Source organism: Syntrophobacterales bacterium, from assembly GCA_031274925.1.
In the GTDB taxonomy this organism is placed as follows: domain Bacteria; phylum Desulfobacterota; class Syntrophorhabdia; order Syntrophorhabdales; family Syntrophorhabdaceae; genus PNOM01.
Genome location: JAISPL010000030.1, coordinates 22,299 through 42,384 on the forward strand (window position 1 = coordinate 22,299; position 20,086 = coordinate 42,384).

At 48.4% G+C, this 20,086-nt stretch carries 21 protein-coding genes and 1 pseudogene; 13 read left to right on the forward strand and 9 right to left on the reverse strand.

Features of this window, described 5'->3' with window-relative positions; all coding sequences use genetic code 11:
* Window positions 1-26 precede the first annotated feature (26 nt).
* From LBQ00_05585 to LBQ00_05600, 4 genes are all read right to left on the reverse strand, one after another.
* On the reverse strand, window positions 27-479 hold the full coding sequence (locus LBQ00_05585) for an N-acetyltransferase (GenBank protein ID MDR2018326.1): 453 nt from the start codon (window positions 477-479) through the stop codon (window positions 27-29).
* Window positions 457-2,076: a DNA repair protein RecN gene (gene recN / locus LBQ00_05590; protein ID MDR2018327.1), complete on the reverse strand. Its 1,620-nt coding sequence runs from the start codon at window positions 2,074-2,076 to the stop codon at window positions 457-459. Before recN ends, LBQ00_05585 begins: the two co-directional genes overlap by 23 nt.
* Before the next feature lie 2 nt (window positions 2,077-2,078).
* On the reverse strand, window positions 2,079-2,942 hold the full coding sequence (locus LBQ00_05595) for an NAD(+)/NADH kinase (GenBank protein MDR2018328.1): 864 nt from the start codon (window positions 2,940-2,942) through the stop codon (window positions 2,079-2,081).
* Between the two features lie 277 nt (window positions 2,943-3,219).
* Window positions 3,220-3,585 (reverse strand): hypothetical protein, encoded by a 366-nt coding sequence (locus LBQ00_05600; protein MDR2018329.1) that lies wholly within the window; start codon window positions 3,583-3,585, stop codon window positions 3,220-3,222.
* Between the two features lie 564 nt (window positions 3,586-4,149).
* On the opposite strand from LBQ00_05600, the gene rplU reads away from it, so the two are divergent.
* Genes rplU through LBQ00_05665 form a run of 13 tightly spaced genes read left to right on the forward strand, consistent with a single transcriptional unit; the run spans window position 4,150 to window position 16,603 of the window.
* Window positions 4,150-4,479 carry a 50S ribosomal protein L21 gene (rplU, locus tag LBQ00_05605; protein ID MDR2018330.1) on the forward strand — a complete coding sequence of 110 codons (330 nt, stop codon included), beginning with the start codon at window positions 4,150-4,152 and terminating at the stop codon, window positions 4,477-4,479.
* Complete coding sequence (rpmA, locus tag LBQ00_05610) at window positions 4,469-4,726, forward strand: 50S ribosomal protein L27 (protein MDR2018331.1); 258 nt, start codon at window positions 4,469-4,471, stop codon at window positions 4,724-4,726. The genes rplU and rpmA overlap by 11 nt, the downstream gene beginning before the upstream one ends.
* The gene (gene obgE / locus LBQ00_05615; protein MDR2018332.1) at window positions 4,723-5,715 is read left to right on the forward strand and encodes a GTPase ObgE; all 993 of its coding nucleotides are present in this window, start codon (window positions 4,723-4,725) and stop codon (window positions 5,713-5,715) included. The genes rpmA and obgE overlap by 4 nt, the downstream gene beginning before the upstream one ends.
* Window positions 5,715-6,836 carry a glutamate 5-kinase gene (gene proB, locus LBQ00_05620; protein MDR2018333.1) on the forward strand — a complete coding sequence of 374 codons (1,122 nt, stop codon included), beginning with the start codon at window positions 5,715-5,717 and terminating at the stop codon, window positions 6,834-6,836. The genes obgE and proB overlap by 1 nt, the downstream gene beginning before the upstream one ends.
* The gene (locus tag LBQ00_05625) at window positions 6,833-8,077 is read left to right on the forward strand and encodes a glutamate-5-semialdehyde dehydrogenase (protein ID MDR2018334.1); all 1,245 of its coding nucleotides are present in this window, start codon (window positions 6,833-6,835) and stop codon (window positions 8,075-8,077) included. Before proB ends, LBQ00_05625 begins: the two co-directional genes overlap by 4 nt.
* A gap of 6 nt (window positions 8,078-8,083) precedes the next feature.
* A complete protein-coding gene (gene nadD / locus LBQ00_05630; protein ID MDR2018335.1) occupies window positions 8,084-8,719 on the forward strand; it encodes a nicotinate-nucleotide adenylyltransferase in 636 nt (211 codons plus the stop codon).
* A complete protein-coding gene (gene rsfS / locus LBQ00_05635; GenBank protein ID MDR2018336.1) occupies window positions 8,719-9,105 on the forward strand; it encodes a ribosome silencing factor in 387 nt (128 codons plus the stop codon). The genes nadD and rsfS overlap by 1 nt, the downstream gene beginning before the upstream one ends.
* On the forward strand, window positions 9,086-9,454 hold the full coding sequence (locus LBQ00_05640) for a TraR/DksA family transcriptional regulator (protein ID MDR2018337.1): 369 nt from the start codon (window positions 9,086-9,088) through the stop codon (window positions 9,452-9,454). The genes rsfS and LBQ00_05640 overlap by 20 nt, the downstream gene beginning before the upstream one ends.
* Window positions 9,454-10,824, forward strand: a complete 1,371-nt coding sequence (locus tag LBQ00_05645; GenBank protein MDR2018338.1) for a tetratricopeptide repeat protein — start codon at window positions 9,454-9,456, stop codon at window positions 10,822-10,824. The genes LBQ00_05640 and LBQ00_05645 overlap by 1 nt, the downstream gene beginning before the upstream one ends.
* Window positions 10,821-12,017, forward strand: a complete 1,197-nt coding sequence (locus LBQ00_05650; protein MDR2018339.1) for a 2,3-bisphosphoglycerate-independent phosphoglycerate mutase — start codon at window positions 10,821-10,823, stop codon at window positions 12,015-12,017. Before LBQ00_05645 ends, LBQ00_05650 begins: the two co-directional genes overlap by 4 nt.
* The gene (locus LBQ00_05655; GenBank protein MDR2018340.1) at window positions 11,998-12,705 is read left to right on the forward strand and encodes a ComF family protein; all 708 of its coding nucleotides are present in this window, start codon (window positions 11,998-12,000) and stop codon (window positions 12,703-12,705) included. Before LBQ00_05650 ends, LBQ00_05655 begins: the two co-directional genes overlap by 20 nt.
* A complete protein-coding gene (locus LBQ00_05660; GenBank protein MDR2018341.1) occupies window positions 12,702-15,749 on the forward strand; it encodes an AsmA-like C-terminal region-containing protein in 3,048 nt (1,015 codons plus the stop codon). Before LBQ00_05655 ends, LBQ00_05660 begins: the two co-directional genes overlap by 4 nt.
* On the forward strand, window positions 15,746-16,603 hold the full coding sequence (locus LBQ00_05665) for a DUF2520 domain-containing protein (GenBank protein MDR2018342.1): 858 nt from the start codon (window positions 15,746-15,748) through the stop codon (window positions 16,601-16,603). The genes LBQ00_05660 and LBQ00_05665 overlap by 4 nt, the downstream gene beginning before the upstream one ends.
* Before the next feature lie 472 nt (window positions 16,604-17,075).
* Here the strand turns inward: LBQ00_05665 and LBQ00_05670 are convergent, their stop codons facing one another.
* The 5 genes and pseudogenes from LBQ00_05670 to LBQ00_05690 form a co-directional block, all read right to left on the reverse strand.
* Window positions 17,076-17,300: a LapA family protein gene (locus tag LBQ00_05670; GenBank protein ID MDR2018343.1), complete on the reverse strand. Its 225-nt coding sequence runs from the start codon at window positions 17,298-17,300 to the stop codon at window positions 17,076-17,078.
* Window positions 17,301-17,493: 193 nt separating this feature from the next.
* Window positions 17,494-17,982, reverse strand: coding sequence for a hypothetical protein (locus tag LBQ00_05675; GenBank protein ID MDR2018344.1), 489 nt, complete (start codon window positions 17,980-17,982; stop codon window positions 17,494-17,496).
* 192 nt (window positions 17,983-18,174) lie between these two features.
* Window positions 18,175-18,381 (reverse strand): hypothetical protein, encoded by a 207-nt coding sequence (locus tag LBQ00_05680; protein MDR2018345.1) that lies wholly within the window; start codon window positions 18,379-18,381, stop codon window positions 18,175-18,177.
* A gap of 691 nt (window positions 18,382-19,072) precedes the next feature.
* Window positions 19,073-19,482, reverse strand: a pseudogene (locus LBQ00_05685) (Hsp20/alpha crystallin family protein).
* Window positions 19,483-19,495: 13 nt separating this feature from the next.
* On the reverse strand, window positions 19,496-19,933 hold the full coding sequence (locus tag LBQ00_05690; protein MDR2018346.1) for an Hsp20/alpha crystallin family protein: 438 nt from the start codon (window positions 19,931-19,933) through the stop codon (window positions 19,496-19,498).
* Between the last annotated feature and the right edge of the window lie 153 nt (window positions 19,934-20,086).

Genomic DNA, 20,086 nt, shown 5'->3' on the forward strand with positions numbered 1-20,086 from the left:
ATCTTTACCTCTTCGACTTTACGCGATCATGGAACAGTCATAATCATGGCAAGCTCGTCGCATTCCGGAAACTTTGGGCACCTGATGCAGTCCGACCATATTTTTTGAGGCAACTCTTTTTTGTCGGCTGGATGGAAACCGCACTTTGTGAAGAACTCTTCCTGATAGGTGAGCAGGAAGACACGTTTTATCTTCATGGATTTGGCTTCTTCAAGGCAGGCATTGACGAGCATCCGCCCGAAGCCCATCGTACGGGCGTTTTCCGTTACGCAGAGAGACCTTATCTCTGCAATATCCTCCCAGCAGATATGAAGGGCGCATGTTCCCAAGACAGTACCGTTCTCTTCATAGACGAAATAGTCCCTCATGTTATCGTAAAGCTCGCCCAAGGATCTGGCAAGCATCTCTCCGGTGGATGCGGATTTATTTACGATGGAGTGTATCTTTTTTACATCCTCAATTGAGGCCTTTCTTAACATTTCGTAGCATCTCCTCGGCTCTCTGGAGGGTTTTTTCCGTTAGGTTCGCGCTGCCCATCATGCGCGCAACCTCGCCGATTCTCTCGTGTCCTGACAGTCTCCTTATCCCCGTTTTCGTCCCGCTTCCTTCTTGCTTCTTTTCGACGAGGTAATGATGGTCGCCATAGACGGCAATCTGGGGGAGATGGGTTATGCATATGACCTGGTGCTTCCTTGCGAGGGCTTTGAGTCTTTTGCCTACCATGTCCGCAACCATTCCTCCGATACCAGCGTCCACTTCGTCGAAGATAAGGACCTTCTCCTCCTCACCGCCAACCACTCGTTTCATGGCGAGCATAATCCTTGAAAGCTCTCCTCCGGAGGCTATTTTTCTCAGGGGCTTTAGCGGTTCCCCATAGTTGGTGCTAATCAGTAGTTCTATCTCATCCATACCTTCTTCGTCAATATCGCCCTTATTTTCCATTGCAATCCGGAACAATGCGCCCTTTATGGAAAGAAGCTCAAGTTCGCTCACAATGGATTTCTCAACGGCTTGGATCCCTTCTTTTCGTTTATCTGACAGGGCTTGAGCCAAGTCCTCAACTTCCTTTTCCAGTAAGCCACGCTCCTTTTCGAGTCTCTCAATGTTATCAGTAAGAGCGGAGAGGTATACGAGCCTTTCCCGTGCAGACCTCTCAAAGGCTTTTATCTCATGATAGGTCTTCCCGTATTTATTTTTCAGCTGAAAGATAAGGGAGAGCCGACTTTCCAGTATTTCGAGTTCCGCAGGGTCGAAAAAGGCAACCTTTTCGACGGCCCTGACATCGCTCATTATGTCCTCCATCTCTAAAGAAAGGGCCTCCATCCGGTTCCTCAGCGCGTCTATCATTTCAATGGCGGAAAAAGGCTTGAGGCGACTTGTCAGTGTCTTGCAGACCGAGTGCATCGACTGGTCACTTCCATAGAGGCTTTCCGTAATCGCGTCTAAACCGTTCCGTATCTTCTCTGCGTCCTTTAGAAGTTTGAGCTTTTCCCTGATTTTATCTTCCTCTTCTTCAGAAAGAGTTGATTTTTCGATCTCGTTGATCTGGAATTCGAGAAGGCATATCTCCTTTTCTTTCCCTTCCGCTTCTTTTTTCCTGGTATCGCATTCCATCCTCACGAGTTTAAGTGCAACTACCTTTTCAGAAAAGGTTTTCCGCTCCTCTGTGAGTGATAATAGGTTATCTATAATGCGAACATAGTTATCCTTGTTCAGGAGGTGCTGGAACTCGTTCTGGCCATAAATGTTGATCAGTTTTCTTCCCATCTCTTCAAGTCTTCCGAGTGTGACGGGGTCCTCGTTGATGAATGCCTTTGACCTGCCGGAAATGCCTATTACCCGTTTTACGATAAACTCTTTATTCCCCAGGAAGAAATGGCCTGAAACCTCGGCCTGAGCGGTATTGTTCCTCACTATGGCGGAAGGCGCCTTTGCGTTCATAAGGGTGGACAGAGCGTTTATGATGATTGATTTACCCGCACCAGTCTCACCCGTTATTATACTCAATCCTTCGTCGAATTCTATCCGCACCTCGTCAATTATGGCGAAGTCCTTCACCTTCAGAAAGGTGAGCATTTTTACCTTTCACCCCACTTCAGTTTAGTCCTCAGGATCTCAAAATAACCTTTTGATGAAGACTTGATGAGTCTCACGAAATGCTGTGATTCTTTCGCAACTACCTCGTCCTCGTATTCAAGAGGGAACCCGATCTGTCCGTCCAGGGTCAACACAACCCGTTCGTCTTTTGATTTGAGTATTGCCCTGATCGCCACGTCCTTCGAGAGTATCATGGGTCTATTTGTGAGCATATGAGGTGAGATAGGGGTTATTATAATGTTTTCCAGCGAAGGATAGAGAATTGGCCCTCCTGCCGCAAGCGAATAGCCGGTCGAGCCCGTGGGAGTCGAGAGTATAAGACCGTCCGCCTTGAAGGTTGTGAGATACTCTTCGTCCACGTAAGTCTCAATATCAATGATCCTGGCCAACGCATCCTTTGTGATAACCGCATCGTTCAGGATGGAGAACTCGAAAATATCGGTACCCGCCCTTCTCACGCTTACATCAAGCATCACTCTCTTTGAGACTTTATACTGACCTTTTGCCGCTTGATCTATCATGAGGGGCAACTCCTCCAGCGAAGTCTCTGTAAGGAAACCGAGGCCCCCGAGATTCACGCCTAGGATTGGGACATCCTTTCCTTTGAGATTCCTGGAGACACTGAGGAGTGTGCCATCTCCCCCCAGAACGACGATAAATGTCGCCCCGTCGCCGATGTGTTCCCTTTCCACCGATTTATCATACGCAACGGCACGAGCCGATTCCTCATCAAGAAAAATATCATGTTCATGCCCGAAGGTATCAAGGATTTTGGAAGCTGTCTTCATGGCGTTTTCATTTCTTCTTTTGCACACTATGTGAATTGTATTCTTCTTTTTTATCATAGGTACTCTCTCCTTCAGATAGAGTGACAGATTCTTGAGAAGTCTGAAAACATCTTTGACGGAGCAGTTATGCCGGTATTGAACAGGTTGCGCGTGGCGTGAGCTAGGATGGCTTGATAGGCTATCGTTGCTCGGTCGAACCTCTTATCCTTCAACTCTTCACACCGAACATTGATTTTGTTCCGGGTAAAGGGAAAAACAACGCTTCTAACTTCATCATCGGACATTGTTGCCTTACTGTTCTCATCCGATATTTTTAGTATCAGACACACAGGACTTATGGCCTCCTCTCTCGCTGACCGGTAAGGCGAGAGGTCCATGAGGAACGATTGGTAAACATTGAGTACCTTCCGAATAGGCGAAAATTATCCCAGTCATCCTCTCTTTCCAAGTATTCATGTATTTTTGCGAAGAACTCGTCCGTATTGATGAAAATCCTCCCTTGAGTCTCGTCCACCCGTATGCTCGGGAAGTTTCCCATTGCCTGAATGTACATATCTTTATAGAAGGAGACTCTAGGCAACGGTTGCCAAAAAAGGATGTCCATCGTGAAGGCGAGTTTTAAGGCCTGGTTAACGTCCAAGCGGGGCATGATGTCTATCCTTGCTGCCAAGGCGTCTGAAAACCCCAGTCTGTCAACCATATAAAATCATTAACAGACAGAAGAGGTATTGTCAATGAAAGATGTGCCTTCTCCCTCCCCCAACAATCCCTCCACCGTTGGCGTCTGTGGATAGAAATGATGGAACGCGGTCGCAGCGCCAGGTTCTATCATCGGTGAGGCGACAAAGAGACCCCTTCACTGACAGATATCAGGAAGAGAATCCTGAATGACCTCCCCTCTTTTTAAATCTTACCGATTCTTGAGCGCGTAAAGAGTATTGAGTTTCGCCTGTGGTCAAGGTATCTCTCAAGGAAAGATGTGGCTCTTACGGAGAAGCCCTTGAAATCCTTTCATAAGAGCCATACCCTTTTAACGTCATGGAACTTGTGCCTTAAGAATAGGGCTTGCCTCTGAAGAGAGGCGCATGGCATGTCGCAATAGACAAAACAGGAGAGGATCTGCATTTCATATCAATGTAAAATGTAAAGGGAATACATGAATAGACAACCAGGAGGAAGGGTGGCGTAAGTTATTACTTGACTTTTGAATGTTATTTGTATACTATAAATAGTTTTTTTCTAAACCTAGCAGAAGGAGTGTATTATGTATGCCATTATCAAAAACGGAGGAAAGCAGTACCGGATTGCGGAGGGGATGAAAGTAAGACTTGAACTATTCCCGAATGCAGAAGGGGAAGAAGTTGATATAAGGGAAGTCCTCGCGGTAAACAACGAAGCAGAGACGCTGATTGGTAGCCCTTATGTCGAGGGTGCCCATGTGCAAGGTAAAATCCTCTCCCATGGCAAGGCGAGAAAGGTGACCACATTCAAGTACAAGAGAAGAAAAGATTACAAGAAGAAAATAGGCCACCGTCAACCCTACACCGAATTGTTCATAGAAAAGATTTTTGTGGAGGCACTTCATGGCGCATAAGAAAGCGGGCGGAAGCTCAAGGAACGGAAGAGATTCAAGCGGCCAGAGGCTTGGCGTAAAGATTTACGGCGGCCAGGCTATAAAGGCGGGCGCTATCATAGTGAGACAGCACGGCACCAAGATTCATGCCGGAAGCAATGTAGGGGTTGGAAGGGATTGGACCCTCTATGCTCTCATTGATGGGGTAGTAAAATTTGACTCCTTCGGAGATGACAGAAAGAGGGTGAGTGTTTATCCTGCTGAATGAAGTTTGTTGATGAAGCACTTGTTCATGTGGAAGCTGGAGATGGCGGTCGGGGCTCGGCGAGCTTTAGAAGAGAAAAATATGTCCCCAGAGGTGGACCGGACGGAGGGAACGGTGGAAGGGGGGGGGATGTAGTCGTTACCGGAAAGTCATACCTCACGAGTCTCCTTGATTTCAGATACAAACGCATATACAGAGCAGAAAACGGCAAAAACGGCAGTGGCAGGAATAAGAAAGGCAGAGATGGCAGAGATGTGTACATTTCAGTTCCTCTCGGTACTGTGGTGTACGATGAAAAAGAAAGAAGCTTTCTATGTGATGTCACAAGGGATGGTGAATCTTTCATAATAGCGAAAGGCGGTAGAGGAGGAAGGGGAAACGCCAGTTTCGCGACTTCAGTGCACAGAGCGCCGACCCGGTTTGAGTATGGAGAAGAGGGCGAAGAGAAGGACCTCAGTTTGGTTCTCAAACTCCTTGCCGATGTCGGCATAGTCGGACTACCTAATGCGGGAAAATCAACTCTTATCAGCCGTCTTACCGATGCAAAACCAAAAATAGGCGACTACCCGTTCACCACGTTGATTCCCACCCTCGGCGTATGCCGGTCGGATAACGACATGTTCGTGATAGCCGACATCCCAGGCCTTGTCGGAGGGGCTTCGCAGGGGAAGGGGTTAGGTATTACTTTTTTGAAACATATCGAGAGAACCGGTATGATATTGCTGGTTGTCGACGCTTCGTCGCCTGACCCTGAGAGTGACTATAGAATATTGTGTCATGAACTTTCTTCATACAATGAGGAGATAATTGGCAAGAAGAAGATTCTTGTGCTCAACAAAACGGACCTCGTTTCCCATGAGGAGACCGACAAATGGGAAGCGCTGTTTGTCTCCATGGGAGAAGAGGTAATAAAAGTAAGCGCCCTCAAAGGGTGGGGCATGGAGATGTTGAAAGACGCCATAAGAGAGAAAGGCACTCAGAGGGTCATCTAATGACTAACAATGCAAAGACTGGAAACATAAAAAGAATAGTGGTGAAAATAGGAACTTCGGTCCTCTTGGACAAGGAAAATCATGTCTCCATCGGCAAAATAGAGAAGATTGCCAAACAGGTGAAGGTTCTGAAGGACAAGGGCATTGAGGTGGCTATTGTATCAAGTGGCGCTGTTGCGTGCGGTATGGAGACCCTTAACTTGAAGAAAAGGCCTGTGGAGATCGAAAAAAAGCAGGCCCTTGCATCCATAGGCCAGGTGTCCCTCATGAAAATGTACAAGGAGACCTTCGAAAGGGCGTGGATGAAAGTAGGCCAGATACTCCTCACGCATGAAGATATAAAGAGCAAGACGAAGTGTTTAAATCTAATGAATACTATGAATACTTTGCTCGCCATGGACATTGTGCCCGTAATCAACGAGAACGACGCCCTCTCATTCAAGGAGATAAAATTCGGAGATAATGACAATCTCTCGGCGCTTATAGCCCAACTATGCTGTGCCGACCTCCTTCTCCTTCTTTCAGATGTGGAAGGTCTTTACGAGAAAGACCCTAACAAGTATCCTATGGCTAGGATGATCAATGTGGTGCCCAAGATAGATGCGGACATTGAAAGGCTCGCCGAGGGAACGAAGAGCGAAAAGAGCACCGGAGGTATGGTAAGCAAACTTGAGGCGGCCAAGAAAGCCGGTTTTTACGGTATCTGTACCAGGATAGTGCACGGAGATGTGCAGGATTGTATCATCCGTACTGTCGGGGGCGAGCAGATCGGGACCCTTTTCTTACCTGGAAAGAAACTTGCGAGAAGCAAGTGGTGGACTGCGTTTGCTTTCAAGCCCAAGGGGGAAGTTCGGGTCGACGAGGGCGCCGAACTGGCCATACTGCACCACGGGAAGAGTCTCCTTCCCTCGGGGATCACGAACATGGAGGGCGACTTCAATCGTGGCGAATGTATTGAGGTGGTGAATGCCTTGGGTGACATTATCGCGAAAGGCATCACCAACTATGCGTCGTCGGACATTCTTCGCATCAAGGGGCTGAAAAGCGCGGACATAGAGAGGAGATTGGGATACAAGTATGCGGAAGAGGTTATACACAGAGATAATATGGTGATCATATGAGACCTGAAGAACTTGCGAGGGCAGCAAAACGGGCGTCCGACATATGCGCCCATCTTACTACGGAGCAAAAAGAGAGGGCTCTTAATGCTCTTAAGGGAAGGATAATAAAGGAAAAAGAGTATCTTTTCAAGGAAAATGAAAAAGATATTGAAGAGGCGGTAGCGGCAGGTTTGGGAAAAGCCATGGTCGATCGCCTGAGGGTGGACAGGAAGGTAGTCAATGAAATGGCGACAAGCCTCGCGGATGTGGCCGTCCTGCCCGACCCTGTAGGCGAGATAGTGAAAATGTGGAAGAGGCCTAATGGGCTCCATGTCGGGCGAATGAGGATCCCTATTGGGGTGATCCTGGTGATCTACGAATCCCGCCCCAATGTCACCGTAGAGGCTTTCTCCCTTTGTCTGAAAAGTGGTAACTGCGTGATCCTGAAAGGCGGTTCCGAAGCGCACCATTCCAACATGGCCCTTTATCGCCTCATCAAGGAGGCGCTAAAGGAGGCGGCCATACCTGTTGAAGTGGCCCAGCTTGTCGAGACTCGGGACCGAGCTTATATATATGACCTTCTGAAGGTGGACGAGCTTATCGACCTTGTCATCCCGAGAGGCGGCGAGGCTCTCATTAGGAGCGTGGTTGCCGAGTCCCGCATCCCGGTGCTGAAACATTACAAAGGCGTATGCCATACCTTCGTGGACCTCACGGCGGATTTGGACATGGCCCGTAAGGTATGCCTCAATGCCAAGATACAGAAGCCTTCCACATGCAATGCAATGGAGACTCTTCTCATCCACGAAGGAATCGCAGAAGCTTTTCTGCCCGGCATGGCAGACCTGCTTACAAAACATGGCGTGAGAATCAAAGGCTGTGAAAGAACGCGTTGGATTGTGAGTGGAGCCGAGGTGGCCACCGAGGAGGACTGGTATGAAGAGTACCTTGACCTCATTCTTGCCGTTAAGGTAGTAAAAGATATGGACGAGGCGATTTCTCATATCAGGAAATACGGCTCAAGTCATACAGAGGCGATTCTCACATCCGATTACGGTAACTCACGGAAGTTTCTCCATGAGGTGAATTCTTCTCTGGTGCTTGTTAATGCGTCTACAAGGTTAAATGACGGTTTTCAACTGGGACTTGGAGCAGAAATGGGTATAAGCACCACAAAACTTCATGCCTTCGGACCCATGGGGCTTGAAGAACTGACGGTAACGAAGTTTATCGGTCTAGGCGATGGACAGTTGAGGACATAGGACATAATGGCGATCGGCATATTCGGCGGTACCTTCGATCCCGTACATATAGGGCATATGAGGGCAGCGGAAGAAATTAGGGAATCTTTCGGGATAGAGAAAGTTTTCTTTGTGCCAGCCTACATCCCTCCCCATAAGAGGGGGAGGAGGGTTTCAGATGTGGATCATAGAATGGAAATGCTCAGGATCGCCGTAAGAAACAACCCATTTCTGAGGCTTTCAGAGCTGGAAATCAGAAGAGGTGGGATCTCGTACTCCATAGATACCCTTGAGACGTTTGAAAAAAGATATGGGGAGTTATATTTTATCATGGGGCTCGACGCCTTTCTGGAGATTGATACGTGGCATCGCTACGAGGAACTTTTCTCACACGCGGACTTTGTTATCATGCTCCGTCCGATAGACAGGGACATTTCAGACTCTGCGATTCTCCCGGAAACCGTGAGACGACTGGTGAGAAAAATCGACGATACCACGCTCCTCCATACCACGGGGAAAAAGATATACCTGAAAAGGGTTACTCAGCTAGACATATCTTCCACGCAGATACGGGAGGCGCTGAGTCGGAACGAGTCCATCAGATACCTTGTGCCCGAAAGGGTCGAAAGGTTCATAAGCGAAAGGGGGTTATACAGGGCATAGTGGATACAAAGAAAAAGGCCTTATTGACAGGGAAGTTTGCTGATGAAAAGAAAGCACTTGATGTTGCCGTAATTGAGCTCGCAGGCCTCACCGATATTGCCGATTATTTCGTGCTGGCGAGCGGAACGAGCGACCGGCACGTGAAGGCTATTGCCGACCATGTGGAAAAGAATATGAAGGATGCCGGCATACGACCCTATTCAATGGAAGGGTACCAGCAGGGAAGATGGGTCATTATTGATTACCGGAATGTGATTGTCCATATATTTATGGAACAGTTGAGGGAGCTTTACGACCTCGAAAGTCTGTGGATAGAGGCAAAGAGACATAGAATAGAGGGAGAAAATACGCAATTTGAGGTGACCAATGGAGAACGAAAGGCTTGAGTACTTTAAAAAGATACTGCTGAAGACTCGTGCGGAAATCTTAAACAAGGCTAAGAGACTAAAAGAGGATTCCTACTCGTTGGGAACGGACGGTATTCAGGATATGGCCGATGCCGCAAGCAATTCATATACCTCCGACATCCTCATGAGCATAAGCGATAACGATCTGTATCTTTTGAAGGATATTGACGGGGCACTTGATAAAATTGCCCACGGTACGTATGGAATATGTGAGGATTGCGAAGAAAAGATTAACGAGAAAAGGCTTGAAGCAAATCCTGTGGCAAGGTATTGTATTACCTGTAAGAGACATATGGAAGAAAAAAGTGCGGAAAAGCGGGGGATTTAGTGAAATATAAGCTGTTCTTTTTCCTCTTTTTGCTGTTCTTCGTTTCTTATCTGGGTGCCTCTCGCTTGAACCCTGAAAATGTGAGGCTTTACGTAGGATTCGGCAAATTCTACGAAGGCAGTGTCGCCCACTTTGTGGCCATCTCCTTTGCTTTGGGTGTGCTTGTCTCAATCATTATCGGTTTTTTTTACGATATCAAGGATACCATAGTGAGGTGGAAAGAAAGAAGGAAGGAGAAGAAGCGGTCCGAGTACCAGGAGATTATAGAAAAGGCGAAGACATACGATCTTAAAGGTGACAGGGACAAGGCCATAGAGAGCCTTGGCCGTCTCTTGAAAAAGGCTCCCGATGTCGAGGAATCTTATACGGTCTTGTCGGACATGTATTCCTCCATGAAGGAATATGATAAGGCTGTTGAAATCCTTAATCTTGCGCAGGCACGCCTAGGTAAGAAAGAAGCCATCCTGCTCCGGGCCGTCAAAGCCCGGCTTGCAATGAAAGATATGCAGAAGGTCGAATCGGGACTTAAGGAGATTATAGCCCTCAACGAATCAAGCCTTGAAGCGCTCGTCCTCCTCAGAGATTTTTATATACACAGAAGAAATTGGGATCAGGCCCTTGAAGTAGAAAAGAAACTCCAGAAGTTCATAAAGACCGATGAGGAAAAGCGCAGACTCATAGGCATCAGGTTTGAGATTGCGAAAACCCTCTTTGAAAAGGGAAATGGCGACAATGAGGCCGTCTCCCGGGAAATGAAGGAAATAATCAACGAAAACAAGCGGTTTGTTCCAGCTTACGTGCTTTTGGCCGATGCATACAAGAGCATGGACAAAATGAACGAGGCTGCCAGAGTATATGGCCGGGGATGGGCTAAGACAGGTCATATGATCTTCCTTCTGAAGATGGAAGATCTTTACATTGACCGAGGAGACCCTGGAGTGATTTTGAAGATCTACCGGAGAATCCTTGACCTTTCCCCGAAAAATTATCTCACATCTTTTCTTTACGCCAGGCTCTGTCTTCGGTTGGAGATGATTGATGAGGCCCTTGATACGCTGAATATTCTCTTGGAAGAAGGGCAGGAATTTAGGGGATTGCACAGAGCGATGGCTGAGGGCTATATCCATCGTGGCTTGATGGAAAAAGCGGTGGAGGAGTTTAGGGTTGCCTTTCCCATGAAACAAATCTATATTCCTTTCACGTGTAACAACTGCCATTCGATGAAGGAGGAATGGACGGATTTTTGCGAGAGTTGCCTGAGTTGGAGCACCATCTGCGTCCAGAAAGGGAATTTCGTTCTAGCCGAGCCTACGGAAATAAAGATGCTCTCCGAAAGAGAGGACTGGGGAATGGAAGGACAGAGCTTATGATGGAAGACCTTATCGTATCAAATGAACAGAAGATAATCTTTCTTATACTGGATGGGCTTGGAGATATCCCGAACCCGCTTTATTCCTACCGGACGCCCCTAGAGGCGGCGCAGAAACCGAACATGGACAATCTAGCCTTGGAAGCTGGAATCCTCGGGCGCATGATGCCTGTTGGCGTAGGGATTACACCCGGCAGCGGCCCTGGACATCTGAGTCTTTTCGGGTACGACCCTGTCAAGTCTGAGATCGGACGGGGGGTTTTGGAAGTGCTGGGTCTTGATATGGACCTTAAAGACGGGGATCTCGCGGCGAGAGCTAACTTCTGCATCGTGAAGGAAGGCATAGTGACGGATCGCAGGGCAGGAAGGATCCCGACCGAAGAGTGTCGACGTATTTGCGCCATATTACAGGATGCCATACCGGAGGTGGATGGCGTAAAAGTCATTTTGAAGCCCGGCGAATCTCACAGGTTTGCGGTGATTTTCAGGGGTAAGGACCTTTCCGACGCCATTACGGATGCCGACCCGCACAAAGATAACAAAGCTTTTGCCCATTCCAGACCAAAGATTGAGACAGCCTCCTTTGCCGCAAAAGTTGTAAATAGTTTTATCGAAAAGGCCATGGAGGCCATAAAAGGAGAAAAGACGGCGAATGGAGTCCTCTTGAGGGGGTTTTCCATGAAGCCGGTCATCCCCGGCTTCCCATCGAAATACAAGATGAGTGCTCTTGCCATCGCAAGCTACCCAATGTACCGTGGCATTGCGAAGGTCTTGGGAATGGAGACGAAGGCCGTGCCTGAAGACTACGGGGATGCGGTCAGGATACTCAAAGAAAATTATGACGCATACCAGTTTTTTTTCCTCCACATCAAAGAGACCGATGTCGCAGGGGAAGACGGTAATTTCCCTGAAAAAGTGAAGGCCATTGAAGCGGTCGACCGGATCATTCCCGACATCTATAGTTTGAATCCACAGGTCTTGGTAATTACAGGTGACCATTCCACTCCGTGTCCCATGAAAGGGCACAGTTGGCATCCCGTCCCGTTGCTCCTCGTCACCAAAACCGGTGAGAGGGACGGTATGGTGTTCCATGAGAAGAACTGTGCTCGGGGAAGCATTGGCACAATATACAGCGCCCAGCTCATGTCTTTGGCTCTTGCTCATGCGATGAAGTTTGATAAATACGGTGCCTGAAGCGCTGAAAAGCGCGTTTGAGATTTTCTACCCTCTTCGCTGCGCAGGATGTGGCATCTGCGGATTCGTGTTTTGTCCGGAATGTATCGAAACTCTTAGAGTCGTGGAAGAAGCTTTCACATGCCCCGTATGTGGGCGATGGACGGGCAGGAAAACCGTGTGCGGCGAATGTATCGATGGAAAAAAAGGATTTCACGAAGGGTGTTACGGTTTCTACTTTGAGGGTAGATTGCGGGATGCGATTCATGCGTTTAAATTTGGAGGCCGGAAGGATGTAGGGAAGTTTCTTGTTTCCCTTATCAACGAGAAAATAACCTTTCTCGCTGGAGGTCTGGATGCGATCATACCTATCCCTGTCACGGAGAAGAGACTGAAAGAGCGGGGTTTCAATCAGTCTTTCATTATAAGCGAAGAAATTTCTAGAATTATCTCGCGCCCTGTCCTTCACAACGCGCTCAGAAAAAGGAAAGAGACAAAAGACCAGCTTACCCTGTCGAAGGATGAGAGGAAGAGAAACATAAAGGGCGCCTTTGAATTAAAGAGCATCCATGGGTTGGCAGGAAAAAGAATTCTCCTTGTAGATGATCTCTTCACTACAGGTTATACGGTGCGTGAGGCCTCGCGCATTCTTCTCGGGGGCGGTGTGGAACGGGTGACCGTATTTGCTCTTGCGCGGGCTGGGTCATGAAAAAGGTCCTCTGCGGATTGGTGACCTTTGCGGTGGTCGTCGTCGCTGCCATTCTTGTCACACAGAATCTTCCTTTCCTTAGCTCTTATGTTATCAGCAAGATCGCAGGGGGCAAGGTTGTAATATCGACAGTTGACCTTGCCTATGAGGATGGTCTTGTTTCAGTGGACCTGGGTGGTGTCAGCATAAGAGGAAAAGTTAACGGCAGCGTCAATAGCTGGAAATTGGTCTTTGATCTCCGGAGAGGGCTCCACTTCAACCATGTCGTCATAACAGGCTTCAACCTGAAAGTCTCTGATTTTAAATGTACAAAGAAAGAGTACTACATAGTCCCCACGGACCTTTTTGAGGCAAGGAACGGTATTGTTGTCTTCGGTGCCGAACCTTTCGCTGTCAAGGAGCTTGTGGTGGAGCATCTAAAAACAGGAAAACCTTTCCATTTCCGCATGGACATACAAAACAACGAAATCTTTGGAGTGCTTAAAATCAGGGGAGACGGGGTCCTTAAGGGTAGGGCCACCATAGTGAAAGGCAAAGCGAATGTAGTCGGCATGGATATAGGGCGGTGGACCGATAAGATGTCGGGTGTCGTCAACGGCGAAGGTTCCTTTGAGGCAGGCAAAGGCAAGTTGTCGGTGGATGGTTCGTTTCAGGTTGCCAAGTATGAATTGAAGATTGACGAGCTGAAGAAACACTGTTTTGACGATGTCATGAAGGGTAACGTGGTCGTGACTTTAGGCGGCGATAAGATTGATGTATTTGTGAAAGACGTCTGCTTCAAGGATGCACCTTTCAACGTTAGGGTACGGTTTGAGAAGGCTGACATCTCCGAAGTGAGACTTTCCTCGGGAGAACTCAATCTTGAGGTAATCAAAGACTATGTGAACCTGGATAGAATTGTTAAGGGAGGCTCGCGGGTCTGGGATTATGTCGGGGGCGGAACAGTGGAACTCAGAGAGCTTGTGTACTCGTCGAGCCGCCCGTTCAGAGCGGATATTAAAGTGACAGGGGTCCGTTCGGAATATAAAGACGCAGTTTTTACCGATATTGGAGGAATTCTCCGCTTTGATGAAAAGAAAGTGGATATCTCTGGCCTGAGGGGACATTTCAAGGAAAGTCTCTTTCAGGATATCTCCGCAACCTTCATCTTTGCGAGTGGCCGTGTCACGGCAAAAGGAGCATATGTCGTCGATCTTAGAGATGTTGCCTCCAAATTTGATTACCCTGACCTGACCCTGAAAGAGGGTATTGTGGAAGGTACGATGGCGTTTGAAAGACGAGCCGGAAGAGACCTTGACTGGTCCGGGGTGGGAATCCTGAGGAACGGCGAAGTGCGCTGGAGGAATCTCCCTTTCTCGACAAAAGGTATTTATCGCTTTACAAAAGATATGGTCACCTTTGACTCCTTTCAAATTTACGGTGGTGGCACCGACATAGTCGCGAAAGGTACTTGGAGCAAGAAGTCCATGAAGGTCAGCATTAAAGGCCGCCTTGACGCCGATCACGTGAAGCGGATTTCGCCTCTGCCTTTCAAGGCTAAAGGGACAGCCGGCGTTGACATATTAATCGAATCAGAAAACGATTTCCTCAAGGCTGCGGGCTCCATAGATCTGCGAAACGTCTCCTACGAGATCAAGGATGTAATGAGGAAGGAAGCAGGGATCCAGAATACCGTCGCTATCGATATTTTGAAAGAAGAAAAAGGCGTCCTCGTCCGGAGACTCAAATATGATCTCGAAGCGGTAGATATCGACCTCTCTGGAGATATTGGAGCCGACGGAAAGATGAACCTCCATGCGGCTATGAAGATCGACAGTTTCGAGAAAGCAGCCAGACTTTTTTACGTTACCGATGTCCTGGCAAAAGGCAAGGCGGAGATGGAATTGTCCATGGGGCAGGTCAATCTCAAGACCAGGGAAATACCTTACATAAAAGGCTATATTGATGTGAACAACGGAGTCGTCAGGCTTCCTTGGGTCGCTAAGCCATTTACGGAAATTACGCTCAGGGCTGATTTCAAAGGGGAAGTGTTTGATGTGAATATAGAGAGTCTAAGGTGCGGAAGCACCGTGCTCAGACAGGGAGCCTTCCATTTGGAAAGCTTGGAGTCACCTCGTTTCTTCCTGTCTCTCAACATGGAGACTTTCAATCTCGGTGATTTCAAGAAGGAGACTGAATTTAAGCTGAAATCCCTCAACCGGGACGGTCTTCTCGCCCGCGCGAAAGGTAGTGCCTCCTTGAGGGCTCATGAGGCCATACTTGGAGGAATTACAGGCGAGAATCTTCAAATAGCGAGTTCCCTGGAAGACAGGAAGATCAATTTCTCCGAATTCAAGGCGGGAATCATGGGAGGTCAAGCCGACTTCCATGGAAAAGTCGACCTTTCGGGGACCGAGCCGCAGTTACATGTGAGCGGAAAGCTGAAAACGGTGACGGCAGACCACATAGTGAGAGCTTTCGACCCTAACTCTCAAATCGTGCAAGGCGTTGGATCGGTCTTGGGGAACGTAAATTCCAGGGGCGTAACGCCTCAAGACTGGCTGAGAAACGTCGACGGGAATGTGACTTTTTACAGCCGAAACGGGATTATCAGAAGGTGGGCGATTCTCTCCAAAATATTCGGCGTGCTGAACTTTTACGACCTCTTGAGGGGTAAGGTTGATCTCAGGGCGGACGGCCTTGCGTACACAAAAATGAGCGCCCGCTTTCAGGCAAAAAAAGGCGTTTTCAGGACAGACAATTTCCTCATAGACAGCCCGTCCATGTTGATTACAGGCGTGGGAGACTTCGATTTTGCGGGAGATACGGTAGCGGGAAACATTACGGTGTCGCCCCTTGTGACCGTCGATATGTTTATCGATAAACTCCCGGTTATCCGTAGTATCCTTAAGAAGGAAAAGAGCGGATTCCTCTATGCGTCTTACGATGTGAAAGGCCCTCTCGGAGACCCCGAGGTTAAACTCAGCTTTGCGGATACGGTTGTCGGGAAAAGCTTGGAGATAATCAAGAATATACTTACGTTGCCTGCGGGAGTGTTCGAATGAAAATAGGGATTATCGGCGCGGGTAAAGTGGGGACAGCCCTCGCATATTCGATGAAAAAGAAAGGTCTCCATATCTCCGCCATATCCGATGTCAGCAGGGAGTCGCTCTCCTTGGCGGAGCGATACCTCGGGAAAGGTATTCTCTATACGGTAGACAACACAAAAGCGGTGAACAGCTCTGACGTTATCGCCGTGACGACGCAGGACAGGGAGATAGGAAGGGTAGCGGAGGAGATTTATGATAGTCCGGCCATAGTGGATGGCAAACTGTTCTTCCACACAAGTGGGGCCCGTCCGTCCTCGGTACTCACGCCCCTAGATGGAAAAGGGGCAATATTGGGCTCTCTCCATCCGCTCCAAACCTTTCCTGACATTGAGAGCGCCATCTGCGTCCTTCCGAGTACCTATATTTTTATTGAAGGCGCTGCCTCTGCCATCAAGGCGCTTACACGCATAGGCGAATCAATCGGTTGCAAGGTCGTAATTATTGAAGGGAGTAGAAAAGTATTCTATCACCTCTCGGCCGTCTTTGTCTGTAATCTTCTGTGCGCCCTATTCCACAGTGCAGAGTCCGTAATGGACAGAGCGGACATCGGACTTGAACCTTTTTATCCCATCATAAATGCCACTATTGACAATATAGAACGGGCAGGCCCCTTGGCTTCCCTAACGGGTCCCGTCATCCGCGGCGACATGGAGACTGTTCACGATCATCTGAAGGCGATAGCGGACATGGGTCTGGAGCGAGAAGTGTACAGAGCCCTCTCTCTCGTGGCCCTGGGCATGGCAAGGAAGAGGAATGTCCTCGACGAGGAGTTACTCAAGGCGCTTGAGGTTGTGTTGCGGAGCACCTGAGAAGCTGTGCCGTTCTTCCGTTCCATTGTTGTGCCTCCACTTCCTGCGGCCTAATTGTCGCGAAGACTTCCCGCAAGTATGGCGATGGTAACTATCAACGAAGAAGACTGAAATGGTCTTGGCCGATCCACAGGGCATTGAGGTGTGCAGATTATCTACAGCTTCCTGAAGGGTGATCAAGAAGCAGGGAGCCAGATTGGGAATTGCAAAAGATACGGCCTTTAGCCCAAGGAATTTCCCGGTTTTAATTTGCTCGGTTATATAAATAAAGAAACAGGAGTTTTGCGGAGGACCTCCATTGAGGAGATTTATCTACTTTGAGTGAATGGTTTTATTAGAGATTGATACGAGTGTGGATCGTACGCTATGGGTTGTCAATGAAAATCCGAGCCGCCACAAACAATCCGGCTCCTTGGCGCCAAGGCAACTGCCCGGAGGAAGGGCCAGATATTGCGAAAATGGAAGGAGAAAACTATTTAAAAGTTTCACGCGCCGACCGACGGCGTTTCTTCTCCATAATTACGTAAGTGACGATCACTCCCAGGATGAGACCGCAAAGAGCAGAGAGAAAGATCGCCACGGCTAGGGATGCTCCGAACTTCCAGAAGAGGAATGAGATGGCCACCGGGGCTGCATTCTGGATTGAGAAGATCGTGACAAAAACCACGATCACTACTGCCGCTATCAATGTTGTCATAAGGTTTTTTTCTCCTTAGTTGCAAATAAAAGAGGCCCGAAGGCCACTCCCGTCCTATTTCTTTGCCGGAAACAGTTTGTTCAAGAGCTTGCCTGACGGCGGTTTTATGTACAGGCTTATGTCGAAATAAAGGATAACTCAATCTTCCGACGAGAATCCACTCCATTGTGTCCATACGTGAGGAACGCAGGTTTTAGTCCAGTACGGCCCAGTCTCCGCAGAGCGTAGTGACGGTCCCGTAAGATGGCCTCCCACTTTGTTGCTCTCGTCCAGTAGTAAGATACAGCGGTAATAAAGAAGAATAACCCAGTCCCATGGCCGCGAGGCCCATAACGGATGACAGGAGTTCAGGCGGTCTCTTCGGCGTCCACCAGAAGGACATGAAAAGAAAGAGGGCTGTAAGGAAATACCCGAGATAGAGCATCGATTTGTCCGACACTTTCGGGGCCCACAGCTTGATGATATCGTTGGTTATGTTGGCGCTCATGATGAAGACCATAGCCGACAATGTTCCCAGGGTCGCACCGACAAGGCCGGTGAGATATGCGGCAAGAAGACCCGAGCCTCCCATGGCCCACGCGAGCATAGGCGCTGCGAGGTCGGCACCCCACTGTTTGTTTTCGAGCAGATTCTGGCCGAAAATGATCCTGGCCACGAGGCCGTTGCTTGAGCAGTCCAGCATGATCGGTATGCTCCCGCAGCGAACAGAGCCATAAAATATAACAGTAACCTCGTCTTGACAAGGATTTTATGCCGAGGAGTTGGCTTACGTTATTGAGATATTATTCAATTTTGTCAAAATCTGCTGTCTCCAAGAGAAGCCATTTTGGGTTAGTGTGGATTTGAGAGCAGGATTAGAACGGATTCGTGACCGTCATGTGGAAGAGATGCCGTTATGAGCCTTTTCGGCGATCCGTCTCTCCATTCTTTCAAAGAGGATCTTCTTTCCCTCATCAGACACTGAAAGCGTATCGGCTGAGCCTCTGTCGTCCGAAGAGGGCATGACGTTGGTAATGGTATCTCTTTTGTTTTTGAGATATGTTTTTATGACCGCTCCTACTTGATGGTCCGTTACAGTCATCTTTGACTTTCTCTCCTGTTTTTATTATCGCATGGTCTAATGAATTCTTAAACAGTTTTTTTTAGGAAACTTCAGCTCGGAAGAAGGCGGTCTCATCAAAGTAATGAAAACCGGAGAATGCCGGGTGAAACGGTAACCTGAAGGAAAGGAACCGACGCCCATTCGCCCCTCAATCTTTACCGCGCTCCGACGTGATCTTTCTGGCTCCTGTAAGACCCGGGTCCGTTTTGGGAAGTGTAACGCGGTGATCTCTCTTCCTGCGTCACGTATACTGACGGATGGAATAAAGGCGAAGCGGCCCTCAGGCAGTCTTGGTTCCATCTCGAAAACACTGAAGAATTTATCTATCATCCGGTTTATGCCCTTTAAAAAGTATGAGAAACGGATATGGATACTGCGCAACTTTCATCTCCCCGGGGTTTTTGGTTTTTCTTATATCAGGTGCAAATGTTTTGCTGTCATACATTCACCTTCATCCATTTCGGATTGATTGATTCATTGCGGTTTGCAGCAGAAAAACGCATTCTTTCGTCCCTCGCGGGAACTAACGGCGACCGGCAGCAGACCCTTGGCTCCAGGCGGCGCTTTAACCGGCCCTTGAGCTACGGGAGCGGTGAAATACATGACCTTAGTGTTCCCGCCAATCCGTTTCTTCCGCAATGTGCCTGGAGGAATGAACGATCTACGCCATTCAGCCTCCAGGCTTGACCGCTATCTTTCTGGTCTTCTGTACTTCGGTTTTTGGCATGATCAGTTTAAGTACCCCATTCTTGACCGTGGCCTCAATCCGTTCCTTGTCTATATCCTCGAAACGGTGAAGACCCTCTGATAGTCTCCCACGCCATATTCCGCATAAGCCAGTCTCATTTTTTCAGGTATTTCCGCCTCAACCTTCCCATAGATACTGAGGATGTTTTTCTCAAGGGTTATTCCTACGGTTTTTTCGTTGACCCCCGCCATATCGGCCACGACCGCGATGTGGTCTTTCCTTTCTATGATATCGACATCGGGATTGTATATCCTCCTGCCCGCCCTGGTGCGCTCGGCCTGGTTTGACTGTCCCACTTCTTTCTTTTGAATCTCTTTTGTCCTGCCTATCATACGCTTGTCCTCCTTACTCGCTCGTTATAGTTATCTTCTTCGGTTTCTCCGCCTCCGCCCTCGGCAGCGTTACATAAAGCACACCTTTTCTGAATTCTGCTTTCACTTTATAGGCTTCGACATTGTAAGGCAACTCCACGGCCCGTGAGAACTGGCCGTACCAACGTTCCCCCCTGTGATACGACTCATCCGTCGCCACAGACTCGGGCTTCCGTGAGCCATTTAGACTGAAACTCTTTCCGGCTACAGATATTTCGATCGTTCCGGGGTCAATACCAGGCATTTCGCACGTCACGAGCGTTTCGTCCGTGCCTTCCCATACATTCATCAGGGGAAACTCACCCACCGACGGCGAAGCGAATCTGGACAAGACCTGATTTATCTCATTCTCCATACACTCACATGGATCAAGTCCTCTTCTAAATGTTCCTAATCCCTCAGTCCACAACATGATGCACCTCCTTTATTTGCGGTATTTAGACTGCTTATCGTTTGTTCTTGCAGCGCATCTTAAGATGCCCCCCTCTAAGATTAGTCTTTTCACTGCACAGCGGTTTGTCAAGGGGGGGGTGGTGGCTAATGCCCGCGTATGCTGTATTTGCGG